This window comes from Paenibacillus xylanexedens (assembly GCF_001908275.1).
GTDB lineage: Bacteria > Bacillota > Bacilli > Paenibacillales > Paenibacillaceae > Paenibacillus > Paenibacillus xylanexedens_A.
Map to the genome: position 1 here is coordinate 3,207,707 of NZ_CP018620.1, position 16,770 is coordinate 3,224,476.

At 45.9% G+C, this 16,770-nt stretch carries 13 protein-coding genes; 12 read left to right on the forward strand and 1 reads right to left on the reverse strand.

What is annotated here, in order from left to right; genetic code table 11:
• Window positions 1–101 precede the first annotated feature (101 nt).
• The 4 genes from BS614_RS14395 to BS614_RS14410 all read left to right on the forward strand — a co-directional run bounded on the left by BS614_RS14395 (window position 102) and on the right by BS614_RS14410 (window position 2,917).
• Window positions 102–1,040 carry an aldo/keto reductase gene (locus BS614_RS14395; RefSeq protein WP_074094490.1) on the forward strand — a complete coding sequence of 313 codons (939 nt, stop codon included), beginning with the start codon at window positions 102–104 and terminating at the stop codon, window positions 1,038–1,040.
• Between the two features lie 66 nt (window positions 1,041–1,106).
• Window positions 1,107–1,895, forward strand: coding sequence for a polysaccharide deacetylase family protein (locus tag BS614_RS14400; protein WP_074094491.1), 789 nt, complete (start codon window positions 1,107–1,109; stop codon window positions 1,893–1,895).
• A gap of 213 nt (window positions 1,896–2,108) precedes the next feature.
• The gene (locus BS614_RS14405; protein WP_026081155.1) at window positions 2,109–2,315 is read left to right on the forward strand and encodes a YwbE family protein; all 207 of its coding nucleotides are present in this window, start codon (window positions 2,109–2,111) and stop codon (window positions 2,313–2,315) included.
• 20 nt (window positions 2,316–2,335) lie between these two features.
• The gene (locus BS614_RS14410; protein WP_074096841.1) at window positions 2,336–2,917 is read left to right on the forward strand and encodes a DUF4269 domain-containing protein; all 582 of its coding nucleotides are present in this window, start codon (window positions 2,336–2,338) and stop codon (window positions 2,915–2,917) included.
• A 222-nt stretch (window positions 2,918–3,139) separates the two neighbouring features.
• On the opposite strand, the gene BS614_RS14415 is transcribed toward BS614_RS14410, so the two are convergent.
• The gene (locus BS614_RS14415; protein WP_074094492.1) at window positions 3,140–4,582 is read right to left on the reverse strand and encodes a hypothetical protein; all 1,443 of its coding nucleotides are present in this window, start codon (window positions 4,580–4,582) and stop codon (window positions 3,140–3,142) included.
• Between the two features lie 399 nt (window positions 4,583–4,981).
• Here BS614_RS14415 and BS614_RS14420 point away from each other — a divergent pair, with 399 nt between their 5' ends.
• The 8 genes from BS614_RS14420 (at window position 4,982) to BS614_RS14455 (ending at window position 16,762) form a co-directional block, all read left to right on the forward strand.
• Window positions 4,982–6,781: a sensor histidine kinase gene (locus tag BS614_RS14420; RefSeq protein WP_074094493.1), complete on the forward strand. Its 1,800-nt coding sequence runs from the start codon at window positions 4,982–4,984 to the stop codon at window positions 6,779–6,781.
• Entirely contained in the window at window positions 6,756–8,369 is a 1,614-nt protein-coding gene (locus BS614_RS14425; RefSeq protein ID WP_074094494.1) for a response regulator transcription factor, read from the forward strand. Before BS614_RS14420 ends, BS614_RS14425 begins: the two co-directional genes overlap by 26 nt.
• A 180-nt stretch (window positions 8,370–8,549) precedes the next feature.
• Window positions 8,550–9,536 (forward strand): ABC transporter permease, encoded by a 987-nt coding sequence (locus BS614_RS14430; RefSeq protein ID WP_036670214.1) that lies wholly within the window; start codon window positions 8,550–8,552, stop codon window positions 9,534–9,536.
• 17 nt (window positions 9,537–9,553) lie between these two features.
• Window positions 9,554–10,462, forward strand: coding sequence for a carbohydrate ABC transporter permease (locus BS614_RS14435; RefSeq protein WP_017689303.1), 909 nt, complete (start codon window positions 9,554–9,556; stop codon window positions 10,460–10,462).
• A gap of 133 nt (window positions 10,463–10,595) precedes the next feature.
• Window positions 10,596–12,125, forward strand: a complete 1,530-nt coding sequence (locus BS614_RS14440; protein WP_074094495.1) for an ABC transporter substrate-binding protein — start codon at window positions 10,596–10,598, stop codon at window positions 12,123–12,125.
• A 181-nt stretch (window positions 12,126–12,306) separates the two neighbouring features.
• The gene (locus tag BS614_RS14445; protein ID WP_074094496.1) at window positions 12,307–13,005 is read left to right on the forward strand and encodes a hypothetical protein; all 699 of its coding nucleotides are present in this window, start codon (window positions 12,307–12,309) and stop codon (window positions 13,003–13,005) included.
• Between the two features lie 300 nt (window positions 13,006–13,305).
• Window positions 13,306–15,060 (forward strand): sensor histidine kinase, encoded by a 1,755-nt coding sequence (locus BS614_RS14450; protein WP_074094497.1) that lies wholly within the window; start codon window positions 13,306–13,308, stop codon window positions 15,058–15,060.
• A 73-nt stretch (window positions 15,061–15,133) separates the two neighbouring features.
• Window positions 15,134–16,762, forward strand: a complete 1,629-nt coding sequence (locus BS614_RS14455) for a response regulator (RefSeq protein ID WP_074094498.1) — start codon at window positions 15,134–15,136, stop codon at window positions 16,760–16,762.
• The last annotated feature ends 8 nt before the right edge of the window (window positions 16,763–16,770 follow it).

Below are 16,770 nucleotides of genomic sequence, written 5' to 3' on the forward strand. Positions count from 1 at the left end.
ATCCGATATTTTAAATATGCTAAATGGTTTGATATAATATGGGACAAGAAAGACGTTACAACTAAATTATACTTATTCGATCAGTGAAGGAGAGATGAGACATGGCAGAACAACAAATTCGGTTGGGCAAGACGGATCTGATCGTGAATCCCATTGGACTGGGTGCGAATGCAGTAGGCGGACATAATATCTATCCGGACATGCTGAATGATGAGACGGGTAAGGAAGTGGTTCGTACAGCTTTGAAACAAGGTATTAACTTTGTGGATACGGCATACATCTATGGACCGGAGCATTCCGAACGACTGATTGGTGAAGTACTGAAGGAAACCGGTCAGCGGCAGAATACCATCATTGCAACCAAGGCAGCTCATAAATTTGTGGATGGCAAGATTGTCATAGATAACTCACCTGCTTTTCTGAAAACAGCCGTGGATGAGGCGTTGAAACGTCTGCAAACCGATTACATTGATCTGTTCTACATCCACTTTCCGGATGAACATACGCCTAAGGATGAAGCGGTAGATACGTTAAAACAATTAAAAGACGCTGGCAAAATTCGTGCCATTGGCGTATCTAATTTCTCCATTGATCAGTTGCGTGAAGCCAACAAGGACGGGCATGTAGACGTACTGCAAGCTGAATATAATCTGTTCAAAAGAGATGCGGAGAAAGAGCTGTTGCCGTATACGGCTGAGCATACCATTTCTTTTGTTCCTTACTTCCCTCTGGCAGCGGGACTGCTGGGCGGGAAATATAATCGTGATACAACCTTTCAGGATGGACGGGCAAAGAACCCGCTGTTCACAGGTGAAGCTTTCATTGAAAACCTCGATAAAGTTGAGCAACTGCGCAGCATAGCACAATCCAAAGATGTTGAGGTCGCGCATCTGGTTCTGGCCTGGTACCTGACTCAGCCTTCTATTGATGCATTGATTCCGGGTGCCAAGCGACCGGAGCAGGTGATTAACAATCTGCAAACATTAAATGTGGAATTAACTGCTGAGGAAATTGCAGTCGTGGATCAGATCTTTCGTTAATGAGTTCGGGTGAATCGGGAAATGCTAACAGGGAGTTTACGTATGAAGACAAAGTGAGGACACCACATGAACCTGAAGGCAGCCCGAGTCATCGGAATGTTCACGCTAATTATTTTGCTAGGTAGCAGTTCTGCCTATGCAAAGCCTGTACAGAAGAACCGTCAGTATTATGAGGAACGAGGAGAGATTGTGTGGGAAGTTCCCACACAGGATAAACTCATCGCCCTTACCTTTGATGATGGACCAGATCCGATTCAGACTCCGCAGATCCTGGCTTTGTTACAGCAGTATCATGCTAAAGGAACTTTTTTTGTACTTGGCAAATGGGCAGATAAATTTCCTGAACTGATTAAGCAGGAACAGCTCGAAGGGCATGAAATCGCCAATCATACCTATGCGCACACGTATGCAGTTCGATCTACTAGTGCGGACAAGTACATGAAGGATATGAACGAAGCAGAAAGTTCCATCATTGAAGCAGGTGCGGAGCGTCCCCTGTTGTTCAGGCCACCGGGCGGTTATTACAATGACATGGTCATCCAGGCTGCCAAACAAAAAGGGTATACCATTGTACTCTGGTCTTGGCATCAGGATACACGGGACTGGGCTTCTCCAGGTGTATCGGCTATCGTTAAAAAAGTACTGAATAACGCACGAAATGGGGATATTGTACTCTTTCACGATAAGGTGGAAGGCAAGTCCCATACGGTAGCTGCACTCAAAACAATCCTGCCGAAGTTACAGCAGCAGGGATATCGATTCGTGACCGTGTCCGAGCTGCTTGCTGTGAAGGCACGTGAAGCTGCGAAGGATGGAACTTCGCCTTCGTCTATTTTGAAGCATGTGCGACCCTGAACATGGTAATCCAATTAGAAACCGTAGGTCTCAGATGATGAGAACTGCGGTTTCTTTATCTTGGTCTTCATTTAACCATGGAACCAGCCTTAGGAGGTTATTGCCGCGTCCCTTTTGTTTTGAAACCAAAACGTCTACAATAGATGGAGCTTTGAGTTTAAGGGTTATATAGTGTACATGGTATGAATTACGACATAGAGGAGAGTGAACATAATGAATGGGCAACAACGTGTAAATATTAAGCCAGGTCTGGAAGTGGACATTGTGCTGAAGCAGGATCAAGCTACAGGTAAGCTGACACGTGGCATTGTGAAGGATCTGTTAACCAAGTCACCTACGCATCCCCACGGAATCAAAGTACGACTGACGAGTGGTCAAGTGGGACGTGTGAAACAGGTCATTACAGGAGGCTCAAACTAACTGTGGCCCAAGGCGGGGAGATGAGTACTACCGCAGAAGTAATGGCACATCTGGCTTCGGGCAATGCACGTCAGCAGGACGCCTATCATGTGTTACATAGCAGTGGCTTGCTCGATATATTAGCTGACTATCACCCATATCCAGCAGGAACGGTGCCAATTGATATTGATATACCTGGCAGTGATCTGGATCTGCTGTGTTATGCAGAGGATCTGGACGTGTTTGAAGCCGAGATACACAATCGAATTGAAGCCGTTGCTGAGTTTCAATGTGTACGTGGTGGGGATCTTCCAGACCAACGTCCTTATGTGACTTGTAATTTGCAAGTGGGACATTGGCCTGTGGAGATTTTTGCCCAATCCGTGCCAGTATACAGGCAGAATGCATACCTACATATGATCGTTGAGTGGAGATTGTTACAACTGTGGGGAGACGCGGGACACCGTGAGATCCGTAGACTGAAACAGGCAGGGTGGAAGACGGAGCCTGCTTTTGCTTCTGTACTCGGACTACAGGGAGATCCATATGTGGACATGCTGTATCTGGCAGAGATGCAACGTGAAGATCTCTGGAACTGGGCGCGTTCACGCACGTCTTTTTAAAATGTCTATTTGAGATGAACTAATCATTTACACGATAACGGAGAGGACAGAAAAAACCTGAAAAAGCGAAGCGGTCGCCTAAAAGCTTTCTGAAAGAAAGCTGCATCGGAAGAATACGCTATTACCGGATTTCCCCTTGAGAAATGGGATCAAAAAAATCTGGGAATAACAGCGATTGGAAGGTGCTTCTGTCATCGTAGTGTCAGTGTAAATAACCTTTGGTCAGATCAGAAAGATGGCTACAATTGTTGTTACCGTGAGTCCCAGCAGTACAGGCTTCAGGTTACGTCTTGCAAGTTCAAAAGGATTGACTCCGCAGATTGCAGCAGCAGGGATCAATGCCCATGGAATCAAGGTTCCACCACCTACCCATATGGCTGCGACCTGACCGAGTGCTGTCAGCACAGGTGCGGAATCTGCCGATCCTGCGAACATGGACGCAATCGAGCCAACCAGGGAAATACCCGAGAACCCCGAACCATCCATTCCGGTCACTGCTCCGGTCACCGTCATTGTAATGGCGCCCACCGTATCATTCAATGGCACCAGTCCAGCAAGCGCAACCCCGAGATCATTCACGATCCCGTGTGAACCTTCAGGAAGAGGGTTGATGAACAACTCCGTAATCGCAGCATCTCCCAGATAAAAAAATGCGGCTATGGGAATAACCGGTCCAAACACCTTGAAACCAAACTGAAATCCTTCTATTAAATAATTGGTCGTTTCCTCTGTTCCCGCATGTCGGTGTGCGGCAAGGGTAACGGCGATCAGTATAACCACAGCGGTTCCGCCAATCAGAGCTGTTGCGTCGCCGCCTTGCAATTTTAATACAAACATTAGAATCACATCAACTGCGAATAACAGAGGGATAAGCAGAGCGAATGCCTTTTTCAGACGGGGTGACATGACTTGACGTTCAACAGGCAGATTGCCAGGTTGAGAAGTGGAAACAGCCTTTGATGAGGAAGAAGGTTCCGTGTTCACGGTACCTGATGTAACGTTTGGGGAATGAACAGGTGAACCTGATTTCATCTCTTTGCGCAGCATCCAGAAGGCTGTAAGTGTAGATACGGTGCCCATGACAATGACCAGAGGTATGCTGGCCGTCATGACAGAAGTAACGGGTAGACCGGCTGCATCGGCCGTAAGTTTGGGAGCCCCCTGAATAATGTAATCTCCCGACAGTGCAATCCCATGTCCGAACAGGTTCATGGCAATAGCAGCTCCAATCGGAGGAAGGCCTACACGCACGGCTACAGGAAGCAGTACTGCACCGACGAGTGCTACGGCCGGGGATGGCCAGAAAAATAGCGATACTACCATCATGATCAATCCGATACCCCAATACGCGACCTGAGGAGAACGGATAAACCGGGTGACGGGTGTTACCATGACCTCATTAATGCCTGTTCTGATTAGAACACGGCTCATCGCCACAATAATCGAGATGATAAAGATCGTACTCAGCAATTCTTTTGTTGCATAGATAAAACTGCTGAAGATCCCAGCAACTGACCCGCTTAAGGTTTCGGTTGCCAGAAGTCCAATGGTCATAATACCTGCGACACAGATGATCGTGGTGTCCCTGCGCCGGATCATAACTGCGATGATCAAGACGATAAATGCCAGATAGACATAGTGTAACGCAGTGAGTTGAATATTCATCGAACAGGCCTCCCTACATCCTGGTGACTAACCCGAGGAGTGATATATCGTATGCATGTCAAGATCGGGCGTTCGTGGAGTCCGGGGATTGCCGCAGCATTTATTTTTAGGGAGAAGCTTCTGAGTAATAATGAAGGATTTTTTTTACAACTGGAGAATTTATTACTACATGAAGCTTGTTACTCTTGAAATTGGAGCGGATGAAAGTCACCAGAATTGATATGTGAAGGTCACGGGACCCCATAGACAATGGCAAGCAGGGGTGATTACAATAAACATGCCATCATAAGGAAGAAAATAGAAAAAACTATGTTGAAATAAAGTGTGTGTTCAAAAAGTCTGGTTTTCAGTACAGCGGACTTTTTGAACTACCTCTAAAAGGGCGGGAATCCATAATCCATGAATTTTATCCGTTCACTTCGTTTTAAATTTATAGTGGGTCTTACATTGATCATGCTGCCATTATTCATGCTTCTTTATTACAACAATGTCTACGCCATGAAAGTTGTACGTGACAAAGTATCCCTCACCAATATGAATCATCTCGCCAAGAGTGTGGAGCAGAATGAACGTGTATTACAGGAGACGAATCGGTATTTGTATAGTCTGGGCGAGCGGGACCCAGATATTATCTCTCTATTTTTTCTGAAATACGGCAGCGGTGATTATATCATTGCAAAGCAACGGATTATGAACAAATTCATGACAGATATCGGTTTTTATAATCTAATCGATTCTTTTTTTCTATATGATGCCGTGAATGATGATCTGCTGCTCGCCACTTCAGGCAATTATGATGTCAAAAAGTCGGTTGTGCAGGAGAGTATGCCAGTCCAGATGCAGCAATTGGAAGGGGATATCCAGAAGCCGGAATGGAGCATCGTGCGTGGCGGGACGTGGAATGCGCTGGTGAAAACGGTGCGAATCAACCAGCAGTTCTATGCAGGTGCACTTGTTGATATGAATGCACTGAATCATACACAACAATTCACTGAGTCCGGAGATCGGGGAGGTGCAGTCATTGTTGGAACAGACGGTGGGGCACTATCGGATTCCACATTGAATACTGCACAGATTCAGCTGGCTGCAGCGCATCTTCCCGGCCTGAAGAATCCGTATCAGGTGATCTCTGAAGTTGTGAACAAGGGAGAAGCACGTCAATATTTGATGTTGGGTACTGCCTCGGCCATGTCCCAGATGTATTATATCGTGCTGCTGCCTGAGGAAGACATGATGCGTAACCTCCCGTTTTTCCAGCAGATCATTCGTCTGCTTCCCATTGGTGCGGCAGTAATTCTGGTTACTGCACTGATCTTTTTGCGGCATCTGTTATTCCGCCCGATGAATGCGTTAATCCGAGGCATGAGAAGGGTCAGCCGTGGAGATCTCGATGTGAAGCTGGACCCGCCATCTTCGTCGGAGCTTGAATTTATGACACGAAGTTTCAATCAAATGACCAGTGAGATCAGGCATCTGAAGATTGATGTGTATGAGGAACAGTTGCGGACGCGGGAGGCAGAGTTCAAACAACTGCAAATGCAGATCAATCCTCACTTTTACCTGAATTCACTCAATATTATTCATAGTCTGGCTTCCTTACAAAAGCATGAGTTGGTGCAGCAGATGGCTGGTCATCTGGCCGATTATTTTCGATTCAGTCTGCGTGCAGGCAAACGTGTTATTCGTCTGGATGAAGAGCTGGAGCACATTCGTCATTACTTAGAAATTCAAAAGCTGAGGTTTCCAAGCAGATTCGATTTCGAACTGGATATCGAACCGAATCTGGGACATTATGTGATTCCGCCATTAACCATTCAGCCTTTTGTGGAGAACGCCATTATTCATGGATTTCAGCGCCGGACACAAGCATTTGTCATTCGGATCGTGGCGCGCCTCGGTGAGAAGTCGTCCGGTCAGGTAGATGGGACGGTGCTTCAACTGATGATTGTGGACAATGGTGTCGGATTTGAAGAGGAATTGTTGGGGCGTCTGCAACATGGACAATACGCTGAAGATCCGAGTGGACAACATATCGGTATATGGAACGTGGCTCATCGGCTTTTAGTGAAGTATGGTGATCAAGCCAGTTTGCAGTTTGGCAATGAGGTGGATCATGGCGCCAAAGTCATCATTGATTTACCCGCTCAGACCGAAGAGGAAGAAGGGGGAGCCTATGCGGAACCTGTTGATCGTGGATGATGAAGTGTATGCATTACAAGCAATGGTGGAAGGAGTCGATTGGCAAGCAGCAGGCATTGACCAGGTATACAGTGCTGGTGATGCCGAAGAGGCAAGAAAGATTTTAAAGGCTAATGCTATTGATATCATGATCTGTGATATCGAGATGCCTGGTGAAACAGGGCTTGACCTGCAAAGTTGGGTGTTGAAACATGATCCAGGCATACTGACCATTTTCCTGACAGGGCATGCTTTATTCGATTATGCTCAGACAGCCATTAAGCTAAACAGCTTTGATTATGTGTTGAAGCCGGCTCCAGCGGATCAATTGATTAAGGTAGTCACCCAGGCGGTGGAGAAGATCAAGGATGGAGAGCAGCGTACCCGTACCAACGAAGTTTATGAGACCGTATACAAACGCTGGAAAACCCATAAACCGCTACTGACGGAACGTTTCTGGAAAGATGCCATCTCTCAGCGTATCACGTTAACCGAACAACGGTTGAAAGAGCTCGCAGAACTGTATGGTGCCGAGATTGATCCGCAGGCTCGTGTGTTACCCATTGTGATATCGGTAGAGGAATGGGTGCGTGATTTTGATTTGCGTGACGAAGAGGTATTGGAATATGCCCTTCGTAATGCAGCCAAAGAGATGCTGCTTAGCGACAAGCCCGGTGAGGTGTTTCAGGATCAAAGTGGATTAAATATTGTGCTTGCTTATGAGCAAGATGGCATCATTCCGAGTGCGAGCGAAGTGGCACAACGTTGTCAGGGATATATTCAGGAATGTGGTACGTATTTCTACTGTCGGTTGTCCTGTTATGTTGGTGCCCCGGTTGCTGTAACTGAACTGCAAGGCATGTTAAATGAACTGATGGATATGGAACGGCGCAATATTAAGGAGCTTGAAGAAGTTTTTGTCTATGATGAGCGGGGAAGAGATCAGGAAGATCGCTTTTTGCCTATTCCATGGTTTTCGGAATTATCCATTCTTTTTGAGACAGGTAAAGTAGGGGATTTGCGAGAACGTGTGGATGAGATTTTTGAGTTGCTTGCTGCCCAAGAGGGTTTATCTCCTGAAATGCTGCATCTCTACTATCATGCCATGCTGCATGTGGTCTATCCGCTGCTTCATCAGAAAAACGTGTCAATACGCAGTCTGTATCCGGGTGAACGGGAGCCGGAGGAGAGTATGGTGACAAGGTCGTTGCCGCAGTTGAAGCAATGGACGTCGGATCTGATTGATCGTGTTATCCCGGTGTTGTACCCGGACGATCATAGCCCCATGACCATTGTGGATCAGTTGTGCGTTTATATTGAAACTCATATTGGTGAAGAACTTATGCGAGAGGAACTTGCAGCTTTTGCCGGATTCAATCCCGCTTATCTATCACGTCTGTTTCGGAAAGAGAAGGGGATGTCCCTGTCTGAGTTTATCCTGCAGGGCAGAGTAGCCAAAGCGAAGACATTGTTGTCCCAGTCCACCGTCAAAGTGACGGATATCGCTGGCAAGGTGGGGTACTACAATTACTCGCATTTCACCAAAATGTTCAAAAAGTGCACGGGTATAACGCCACAGGAGTTTCGAAAACAGTCACGTACCGTATAGTTCAGGGCGCAGCATGCTGCGTCTTTTGTTTTTTTTGGTACTAAAGTCATAATTTGATAAGTCAACAGGTCACCACAGCAGATAGAGGTCTTACTCGCCCCGCCGTATACTTGAACCACAGGAGCTGCAACGGAGCTTCATCCTGAGGAAGAATTCAAGAGGAGTGAGGGAGAACAAGTTATGAAGACACAACCCCAGGCGGGTAAGGGAGTACGGATATCGGAAATACCGGGAGAAACAGTCCGAAAGCGCAAGTCTGTTTGGCACAATCTTGGCAAATTCAAGGTGCTATATCTCATGTTCTTGCCAGGTGTCCTGTTTCTGCTGGTGAACAACTATATGCCGATGTTCGGCGTTCTGATCGCATTCAAAAATGTAAACTATGCTGATGGTATTTGGGGGAGCCCATGGAGTGGATGGGACAATTTTAAATATTTGTTCTCAACCAGTGATGCATGGGAAATTACCCGAAATACACTCGCGTATAACACGGTGTTCATTGCACTAAATCTCTTAGTAGGTGTCGGGCTTGCTATTCTGCTCAATGAAGTGAAGAACAAGGCAATGTCCAAGTTATATCAATCACTTATGTTATTACCGTATTTCTTGTCCATGATTGTGGTCAGTTATCTGGTACTGGCTTTCCTGGGCAAGGATTCAGGCTTCATGAACTCAACGGTTCTGCAGATGTTCGGCGGTCAGCCGATCGACTGGTATTCAGAGCCGAAGTATTGGCCGTATATTTTGCCACTGGTGAACACATGGAAGAATATTGGATATTATGCCGTCATCTATCTGGCAGCTGTCGTGGGTATCGATGAAGAATATTATGAAGCAGCTGTGCTTGATGGCGCAACCAAATGGCATCAGATTCGTTTCATTACCATTCCGTTTCTCGTCCCATTAATCGTCATTATGACGTTATTGCAAATTGGCCGTATATTCTATGCAGACTTCAGTCTGTTCTATCAGGTTCCATTGGAATCGGGAGCGCTGTTCCCTGTAACGAATGTACTGGATACCTACGTATATCGTACGTTCCTTATCGGTGGAGATATCGGGATGTCATCAGCAGCCGGTCTATACCAAGCAATCGTTGGATTTGTGCTGGTTCTTGTATCCAATACCATCGTAAGGCGAATAGATAAAGATAATGCATTATTTTGAGAGGAGGCAAGTCAGCTGTGAAATCACGTGATCCACTAGCCGTATCGAAGCGTTCCGCATCCGTTATTCATGCGATGTTTCTATTCTATGCCATTGCCTGTATCGTGCCGATCCTGCTTGTCTTCGCCATCTCATTTTCGGACGAGACAACAGTAATTGCCAATGGATATAAGCTTATTCCAGAGAAATTCAGCCTGACGGCTTATGAGTTTCTGTTCAGAGATATGGATCAGATCATTCACTCGTATGGTATATCCTTTATCGTTACCGTTGTAGGTACCATTACAAGTGTTGCGCTGACCGCATTGTATGCGTATCCGCTCTCACGGAGAGATCTGCCTTACCGGGGCTGGTTCGCCTTTTTCATCTTCTTCACGATGTTGTTCAACGGGGGTCTGGTACCTTGGTACTTGGTCTATGTCAACGTATTGGATCTGAAAAACTCCCTACTGGCACTCATTATGCCGCTACTGCTATCCCCATTCTTTGTACTGGTCATGCGTACATTCTTCGCGAACTCCATTCCGGTGTCTATTCTGGAATCGGCTCGGATTGATGGTGCGGGAGAATTGAGAACGTTTGCACGTATCGTGCTTCCGCTCTCTCTTCCCGTAATGGCAACCGTTGCGTTGTTCAGTACATTGAATTACTGGAATGACTGGTACCTTAGCATGATTTTTATATCAGATAACCGGACGATCAGCCTTCAGTACCTTATGTACCGGACGCTGCTCGATATTCAATATTTAACAACCAACTCCAACGTCTCTTCACAGATTTCGTCGCAGGGTGGATTGCTGAATCTGCCTAACAAAACTCTGCAAATGGCGATGGCTGTAGTCGGTATTGGTCCAATTGTACTGGCATATCCGTTCTTCCAGCGTTATTTCATCAAAGGTCTTACGGTTGGCGCTGTGAAGGGATAACTCTGAACCGGTTAGCGGAGTGGGCAAGGTAAATGAAGATGGACTGAAAGGGCATATACAGAAGTAGTTATCGGTTTAATTGTGAATTGGGGAATTCGGTTGTATGGTTCAACACATGACAGGAGGGGTTCAATTGGTTAGATCATTAAAGGTATGGTCACGCATGATGGCAACGGTTATGGCGCTGAGCCTGGTGCTGGCTGCTTGCTCATCAGACAAGGGTGGAACAACAACACCTGGCGCAGAAGGCGGAGGAGCAAGTGAAGGTGGGGGCAAACCCTATGAAGTGACACTGTTCTACCCAGGGACACCACAGAAGGATGTCGCTCTGGTGGAAGCTGAGATTAACAAAAAGATGGAACCAAAGATCGGGGCCACGCTTAAGATCAATGCGATTGACTGGGGACAGTGGGATAACAAGCTGAATCTCATGATTTCTTCAGGTGAAAAATCAGACATTATCTTCACAGCGGCTTGGCAGAACTACACGGTGAATGTGGCTAAAGGCGCATTCTTGCCCTTGAATGATCTGCTTGATGCACATGGTCAGGATATTAAGAAAAACCTGGACCCTGCCTTTCTGGAAGGTTCCCAGGTGGACGGCGTGAATTACGGCGTTCCTACGAATAAGGAACTCGCTGCCACACGTGGTGTGTTGGTACGTAAAGATCTGGCTGACAAGTATAAGCTGGACCTGACAGCTGTAAAAACATGGGCTGATCTGGAGCCACTTCTCAAAACAATCAAGGAAAACGAGCCAGCCATTACACCATTCTATATGTCCAATACCAACGGTAACGGGCTGTTAGAGAATCTGGATTGGGATTATCTCGGTGATGCTTCCGTACCTGGGGTCATCTCCAAAACAGCAGGCGGAACAACGGTGCTGAATGAAGTGGAAACCCCTGAATTCAAAGAAGCGGCTGAACTCGCTCGCAAGTGGTATCAAGCGGGATATATCAACAGTGATGCTGCTACGTCCAATGTGTTCCCGAAAGACCAGGCGAAGGCTGGAAAAGCGTTTCTCTGGACAGATGGCATGAAGCCAGGCAAGGATAAAGAAGAAGAAGGGTATGTGGGTTTCCCACTCACTCAGATTGAGATGACACAGCCAACAATCACGACGGGTGATGCATCTGGAGCGATGCTTGCAATCTCCCGTTCTTCCGAGCAACCGGAGAAAGCGATGCAGGTCATTAACCTGTTGCATTCCGACAAGGAAATTAACAACTTGCTAAACTTTGGAATTGAAGGTACACATTATGTGAAAAAAGACGGACAGGATAATATCATTGCTCTCCCTGATGGCGTAGATGCTAACAGTCGTACCTACAATCCAGGTGCCCAATGGCAGCTCGGTAACCAGTTCCTGAACTTCCTATGGGATAATGAAGATCCGCAGAAGTGGGAAAAGTTCAAAGAATTTAACGCCAAAGGTGTGAAGTCTCCAGCACTGGGCTTTACATTCAACAGTCAATCTGTCAAAAATGAAATTGCTGCGGTCAACAACGTGAACAAACAGTTCAAGCCGGGTATGACATCGGGCGCCGTTGATCCAAATGAGATGATTCCGAAATATCTGGAGAAACTGAAAGCAGCGGGAATTGATAAAATCATTGCTGCCAAACAAGAACAACTCGATGCATTCCTTGCCCAGAAGTAAATAATTATCAGCTATGATAGAGAGACTTGTGTTCTACAAGCTCTTGTCGGTGGCAAATATGGAGGACGTTTTCGGTAAACAACCGAAGACGTTCTTTTTATTGTTGTTTTTTTGATTTGGATTTTTAACTATAATTAGGAAAAATATGATATAATCAGGTGGTTGATTAGGGGGTGTTCGTGTGTCGAGAACCAGACTTGTGTTCTCTGGGGCTTTATTGCTTTTTGCTATCATCTTTACAGTTAACCATCACCTTGGTTTTTCTGTTGGGGATACCATGCTGTCAGCAATAGGTATATCACCGTATACTACGTCTTATTTAAGTGGTGTACATATCACACTTTTCCTAGGATTGGGGATCTTCGCTTGCGGCTTCTACCTTACACGCAAAGAAATCGGGAAATCGTTCCCCGGTCTTGCAAAAGGGTTATGGATCGTAGTTATCGCTATCGTTCTCAGTTATTCGTACATGACGGATAAATTCATGTATATAGCCAAGTGGGGAGCTACAGGCATTGATGCGGTATCCTATGTACAGAATGCAAGCTCTTGTACCTTTAATGTGCTGAAAACGGGTGAGACACGAGCAACCTGTGACCTGACACTCAAAAATTACGGCAGAGATTCCGTATCCGCCGTGTTATTGCCTGATCTCGCACGCAGTTATAAGTTTAAGGACGATCCATTATTGGAAGCCTTGCAGTCTGTCCAATTAAGGCCCGTACATGTTGAGATTGAACGCCATGGAACGTTTACAGGCAAGTTGGAGTTTTACGGGAAAGCGGAATCCCCTCTGTTCGTCAATGGGAAACTTATGGATATTGTGCTGGATGTAGGCGTGGATGGAGCGAATACGGTATTTGATTATGATATTCCATAGTTGATATTTTTATAGGAAAAAAGAATAATTACATAAACAGAAGTGGAATAAGGTTTGAGTTGAATAGAAAGATTAAAGATATATACTGAAATTAGATAGAGAGCTGGCTAATCGCTGGCTCTTTTTGTGCGTGGAAGTTGCATTTAGTGCAGAAATATTGGTTTTATCTCCTTTCCCCTTGGATTGGTAACGCTTACGCTAGATAATGAATCAGTTTGTCTCAAAAAAAATAGTTTGTCTTTAGCGCTTACATCATTACAATTAATGTCACGACAAATTAAGACAAGGTGAGATGAAAAGATGTCATATCGGACAAACCTGTTTTCCAAAATGGTCATTCTTATTCTGATTATGCTGATTCCTGTAGTGCTTTTGTACTGGTACTCCAATCACAAAACAACAGCTGTTCTCAGAGATGAGTTGAATCGATCGAATAGTAACCAGCTTGAATTTTTCCAAAATCAAGTGAACACACACATCGAACTGTTATCCTCATGGCCGAATCTGCTCATACATGATCCTGATATTGGCAGCTTCCGGCGAATCTATGCGGACAGTAACTACTTTGATCTGGATGCGATCAACCTGGTCAAACGTATTCAGAATAAGCTGAGTATTCAGGAAAGCTCATCCAATTGGGCCACGAAATTATATCTGTATTCTCCTTCGCTGGGCAGGGTGGTTTCCGAAAGGGACGCACGTTCTTACGATAAAGAAGCGCTAAGGGAAAATATCATTTCCGGCTGGGATGTACGCAAAATTCAGGATGGGGAAGATGATCGGTTCATGTTTAGCTGGATTACGGTATCTCCATACGGTATTAAAGACCCGGCTAATAATGCGGAAACGATTATTAAACTGGAGTTTGATAGTGACAACATTCGGGATATGCTCGACAAATTCAAAGACGATGGCAGGCATGACCCCTTCTATTTCCGTGAAGAATCGGGGGTTATCTATAACCGGACTTCAGATCGTTCATTAACGAATCAGTTGATGGAAGAACTGTCCATCCATAAACTTCAGGACGTTGATAATCGTACAGTGGTGATCGGGGACGAGCCTTACATGGTTAACACCGTGAAATCCAGTACAACAGGCTGGTATTTGGTGGACTACATGCCCCTGTCAGATATTCTGAAGCCTATTCATCAATCCAATATGCTGTTCTATTCTTCCATGATTTGTTTGTTACTGATGAGTTTTGGTGTGGCGTACTTGTTATATGTTCAGGTGCAGGTACCAGTAAAACAACTCATTCGCGGATTCCAGCGATTGAAGCAGGAAGATTATTCAGTGAGGATTAAGCCGAAGGGCCGCAATGAATTCAGTTTTCTGTCCGAACGTTTCAACTTGATGGTGGAGCAGATCCAGCAGTTGTTTGAACACGTTTATCTGGAACAGATCCATGTGCGTGAAGCCCGGTTGAAGCAGCTGCAATCGCAGATTAACCCGCACTTTTTCTATAATTGTTTCTCCTTCATTACAAGTATGGCGAAGCTGAAGCGTATGGACGCTGTTGTAGCGATGTCACATAATCTATCGCGATATTATCGGTATACGACAAGACAGGAGCGGGACGTGGTACCGTTGACAGAAGAGATTGAATTTGTCAGCTGTTATCTGGAGATCCAACGGATGCGTATGGACCGCATTCATTACAAGATTGATCTGTCTGATGAGATGTTAAGACAGGAGGTACCGCCACTCATCGTGCAACCACTAGTGGAGAATGCGGTGATTCACGGTATCGAAGCGGACGCGGAAGCCGGAGAAATAAGAGTATCCGGGGAAAAACAGGGCGGTGTCATGGTTCTTGTGGTTGAAGATGATGGGCAAGGCATGACGCAGGAGGCACGTGAGGCGCTTCTGAATAAGCTCAGGGGAACGATGGATCAGGAGATGGGCTGTGGCCTGTGGAATGTGAATCAGAGACTCCAGCTTCGATATGGGGAGCAGGCAGGGGTGGATGTAACGGAATCGGAACTTGGTGGATTACGGGTTACACTGTCATGGCCTGCCGAGCAGGAGTTTCTTCTGGAGAACGAAGGATAAGCACTTGGAATGTGTAGCGCATGATGCAGGATGGAATCCAATTGCAGAATGAACGAAATAGGGAGTGAATCACTTGATTGATATATTACTGGTAGATGATGAGACATACGTAACAGAAAGTCTGGAACTTACGATCCCCTGGGGAGAGCTTGGAGTAACGACCGTGCTACGTGCCGCATCCGGTAAGGAAGCGTTGGAGATTATGGAGGAAAATGCAGTAGATATCGTGGTGACGGATATTCGCATGCCTGGCATGTCAGGACTGGATCTCATTGCAGAGGTAAGCAAGCGCTGGTCTCATATCCGCTGTATTTTACTAACGGGTCACAGTGATTTTGATTATGCTAAAAAAGCCATTCAATTGCAGGCAGCGGATTATATCCTGAAACCCGTAAACGATGATGAGTTTATGGAATCGGTGTCGGCAGCCATCACATCTCTTCGCGATGAGTGGGATGAATTCGATAAATATCACCGGCTTTTATACAGTCGGAAGTCTGACTATAAAATTTTACGGGAAAATCTCATGCATGATCTGCTGCTGGGGCGTGAGATCACGGCGCGGGCACTTCGGGAACAACTGCAACAATATGAGATTCATATTGATCCGGAACAATCGGCTATAATGATGCTGATTCGCCTTACAGGACGCTTCTCATCAATGGACCAGCAGTCTCTGGATCTGATGGATTTTGCGGTAGGTAATATTGCAGAGGAAGTACTCGGAGAGCAATTTAACGTGTGGTTTGGTCGCGGACCCCATGAGTGTCTGGTTATGTTCTTGCAGAATCAAGATCAGATCGAAGCTCCGCAGATGGACTTGGAGACGCTGAGAATCACAGCTGAAACTTTCCGTGAGCATGTCATTCGATATTTACAGGGAGATCTGTCCATGGTGGTTACACCGTCATTCCCCTTTAATGAGTTGACAGCAGCTTATCGGAAAAGTCTGGGTTCGCTTGTCCTTTCAGGACCGGAAGAACACAAGATTATATATATGGACATGGATCAGGCACTCAGCAAAAGACCGGAGAATGATGCAACGCAGGCGCTCGAAGAGCTGTACAAACCACCTGTACTTCCGCAATTGCTTGAGACCAAGCAATGGGAAGCGGCAGCCCGTAAGCTGAACACGGTCTTTGACGCGGCAGAACAGGTACGATTGTCCAGAGAACATGTGTATGAGATGTATCTGTCGGTAACTAATGCATTTATGTATATCGCCCATAAACAGGGGCATCTGGTGCATGAGATTGATCATGCGGGATTCGATCTGCTCCTTGCTCACCAGTTGATTCAATCACCCGAGAAGTTGCGGCGTTGGGCCACCGAGATGCTGGCGAAGCTTCAGGAAGAGTTGTCCGATCAGGAAGGTGTGCAGAGCCGCAGGCATGTAATCAAGCAGGTTCAGGAGCTGGTGACAAGAGATACAGGACAGGATCTGTCGGTGAAGATGATTGCGGACAAGGTATATTTACACCCCGTATATCTATCAAAAATTTACAAGGCAGAGACTGGGGAAGGTCTTGGGGACTACATGATTCGTATGCGCATGGAACGTGCTCTGTATCTACTTAAGAATAGCAACAAAAAAATATACGAGATTACGAGTGAACTTGGCTATCAAAATCCGCAATATTTCAGCAAAATGTTCAAAAAACATTATGGTATGACACCAAATGAATTTCGGGATCAGGCATAATTACAACA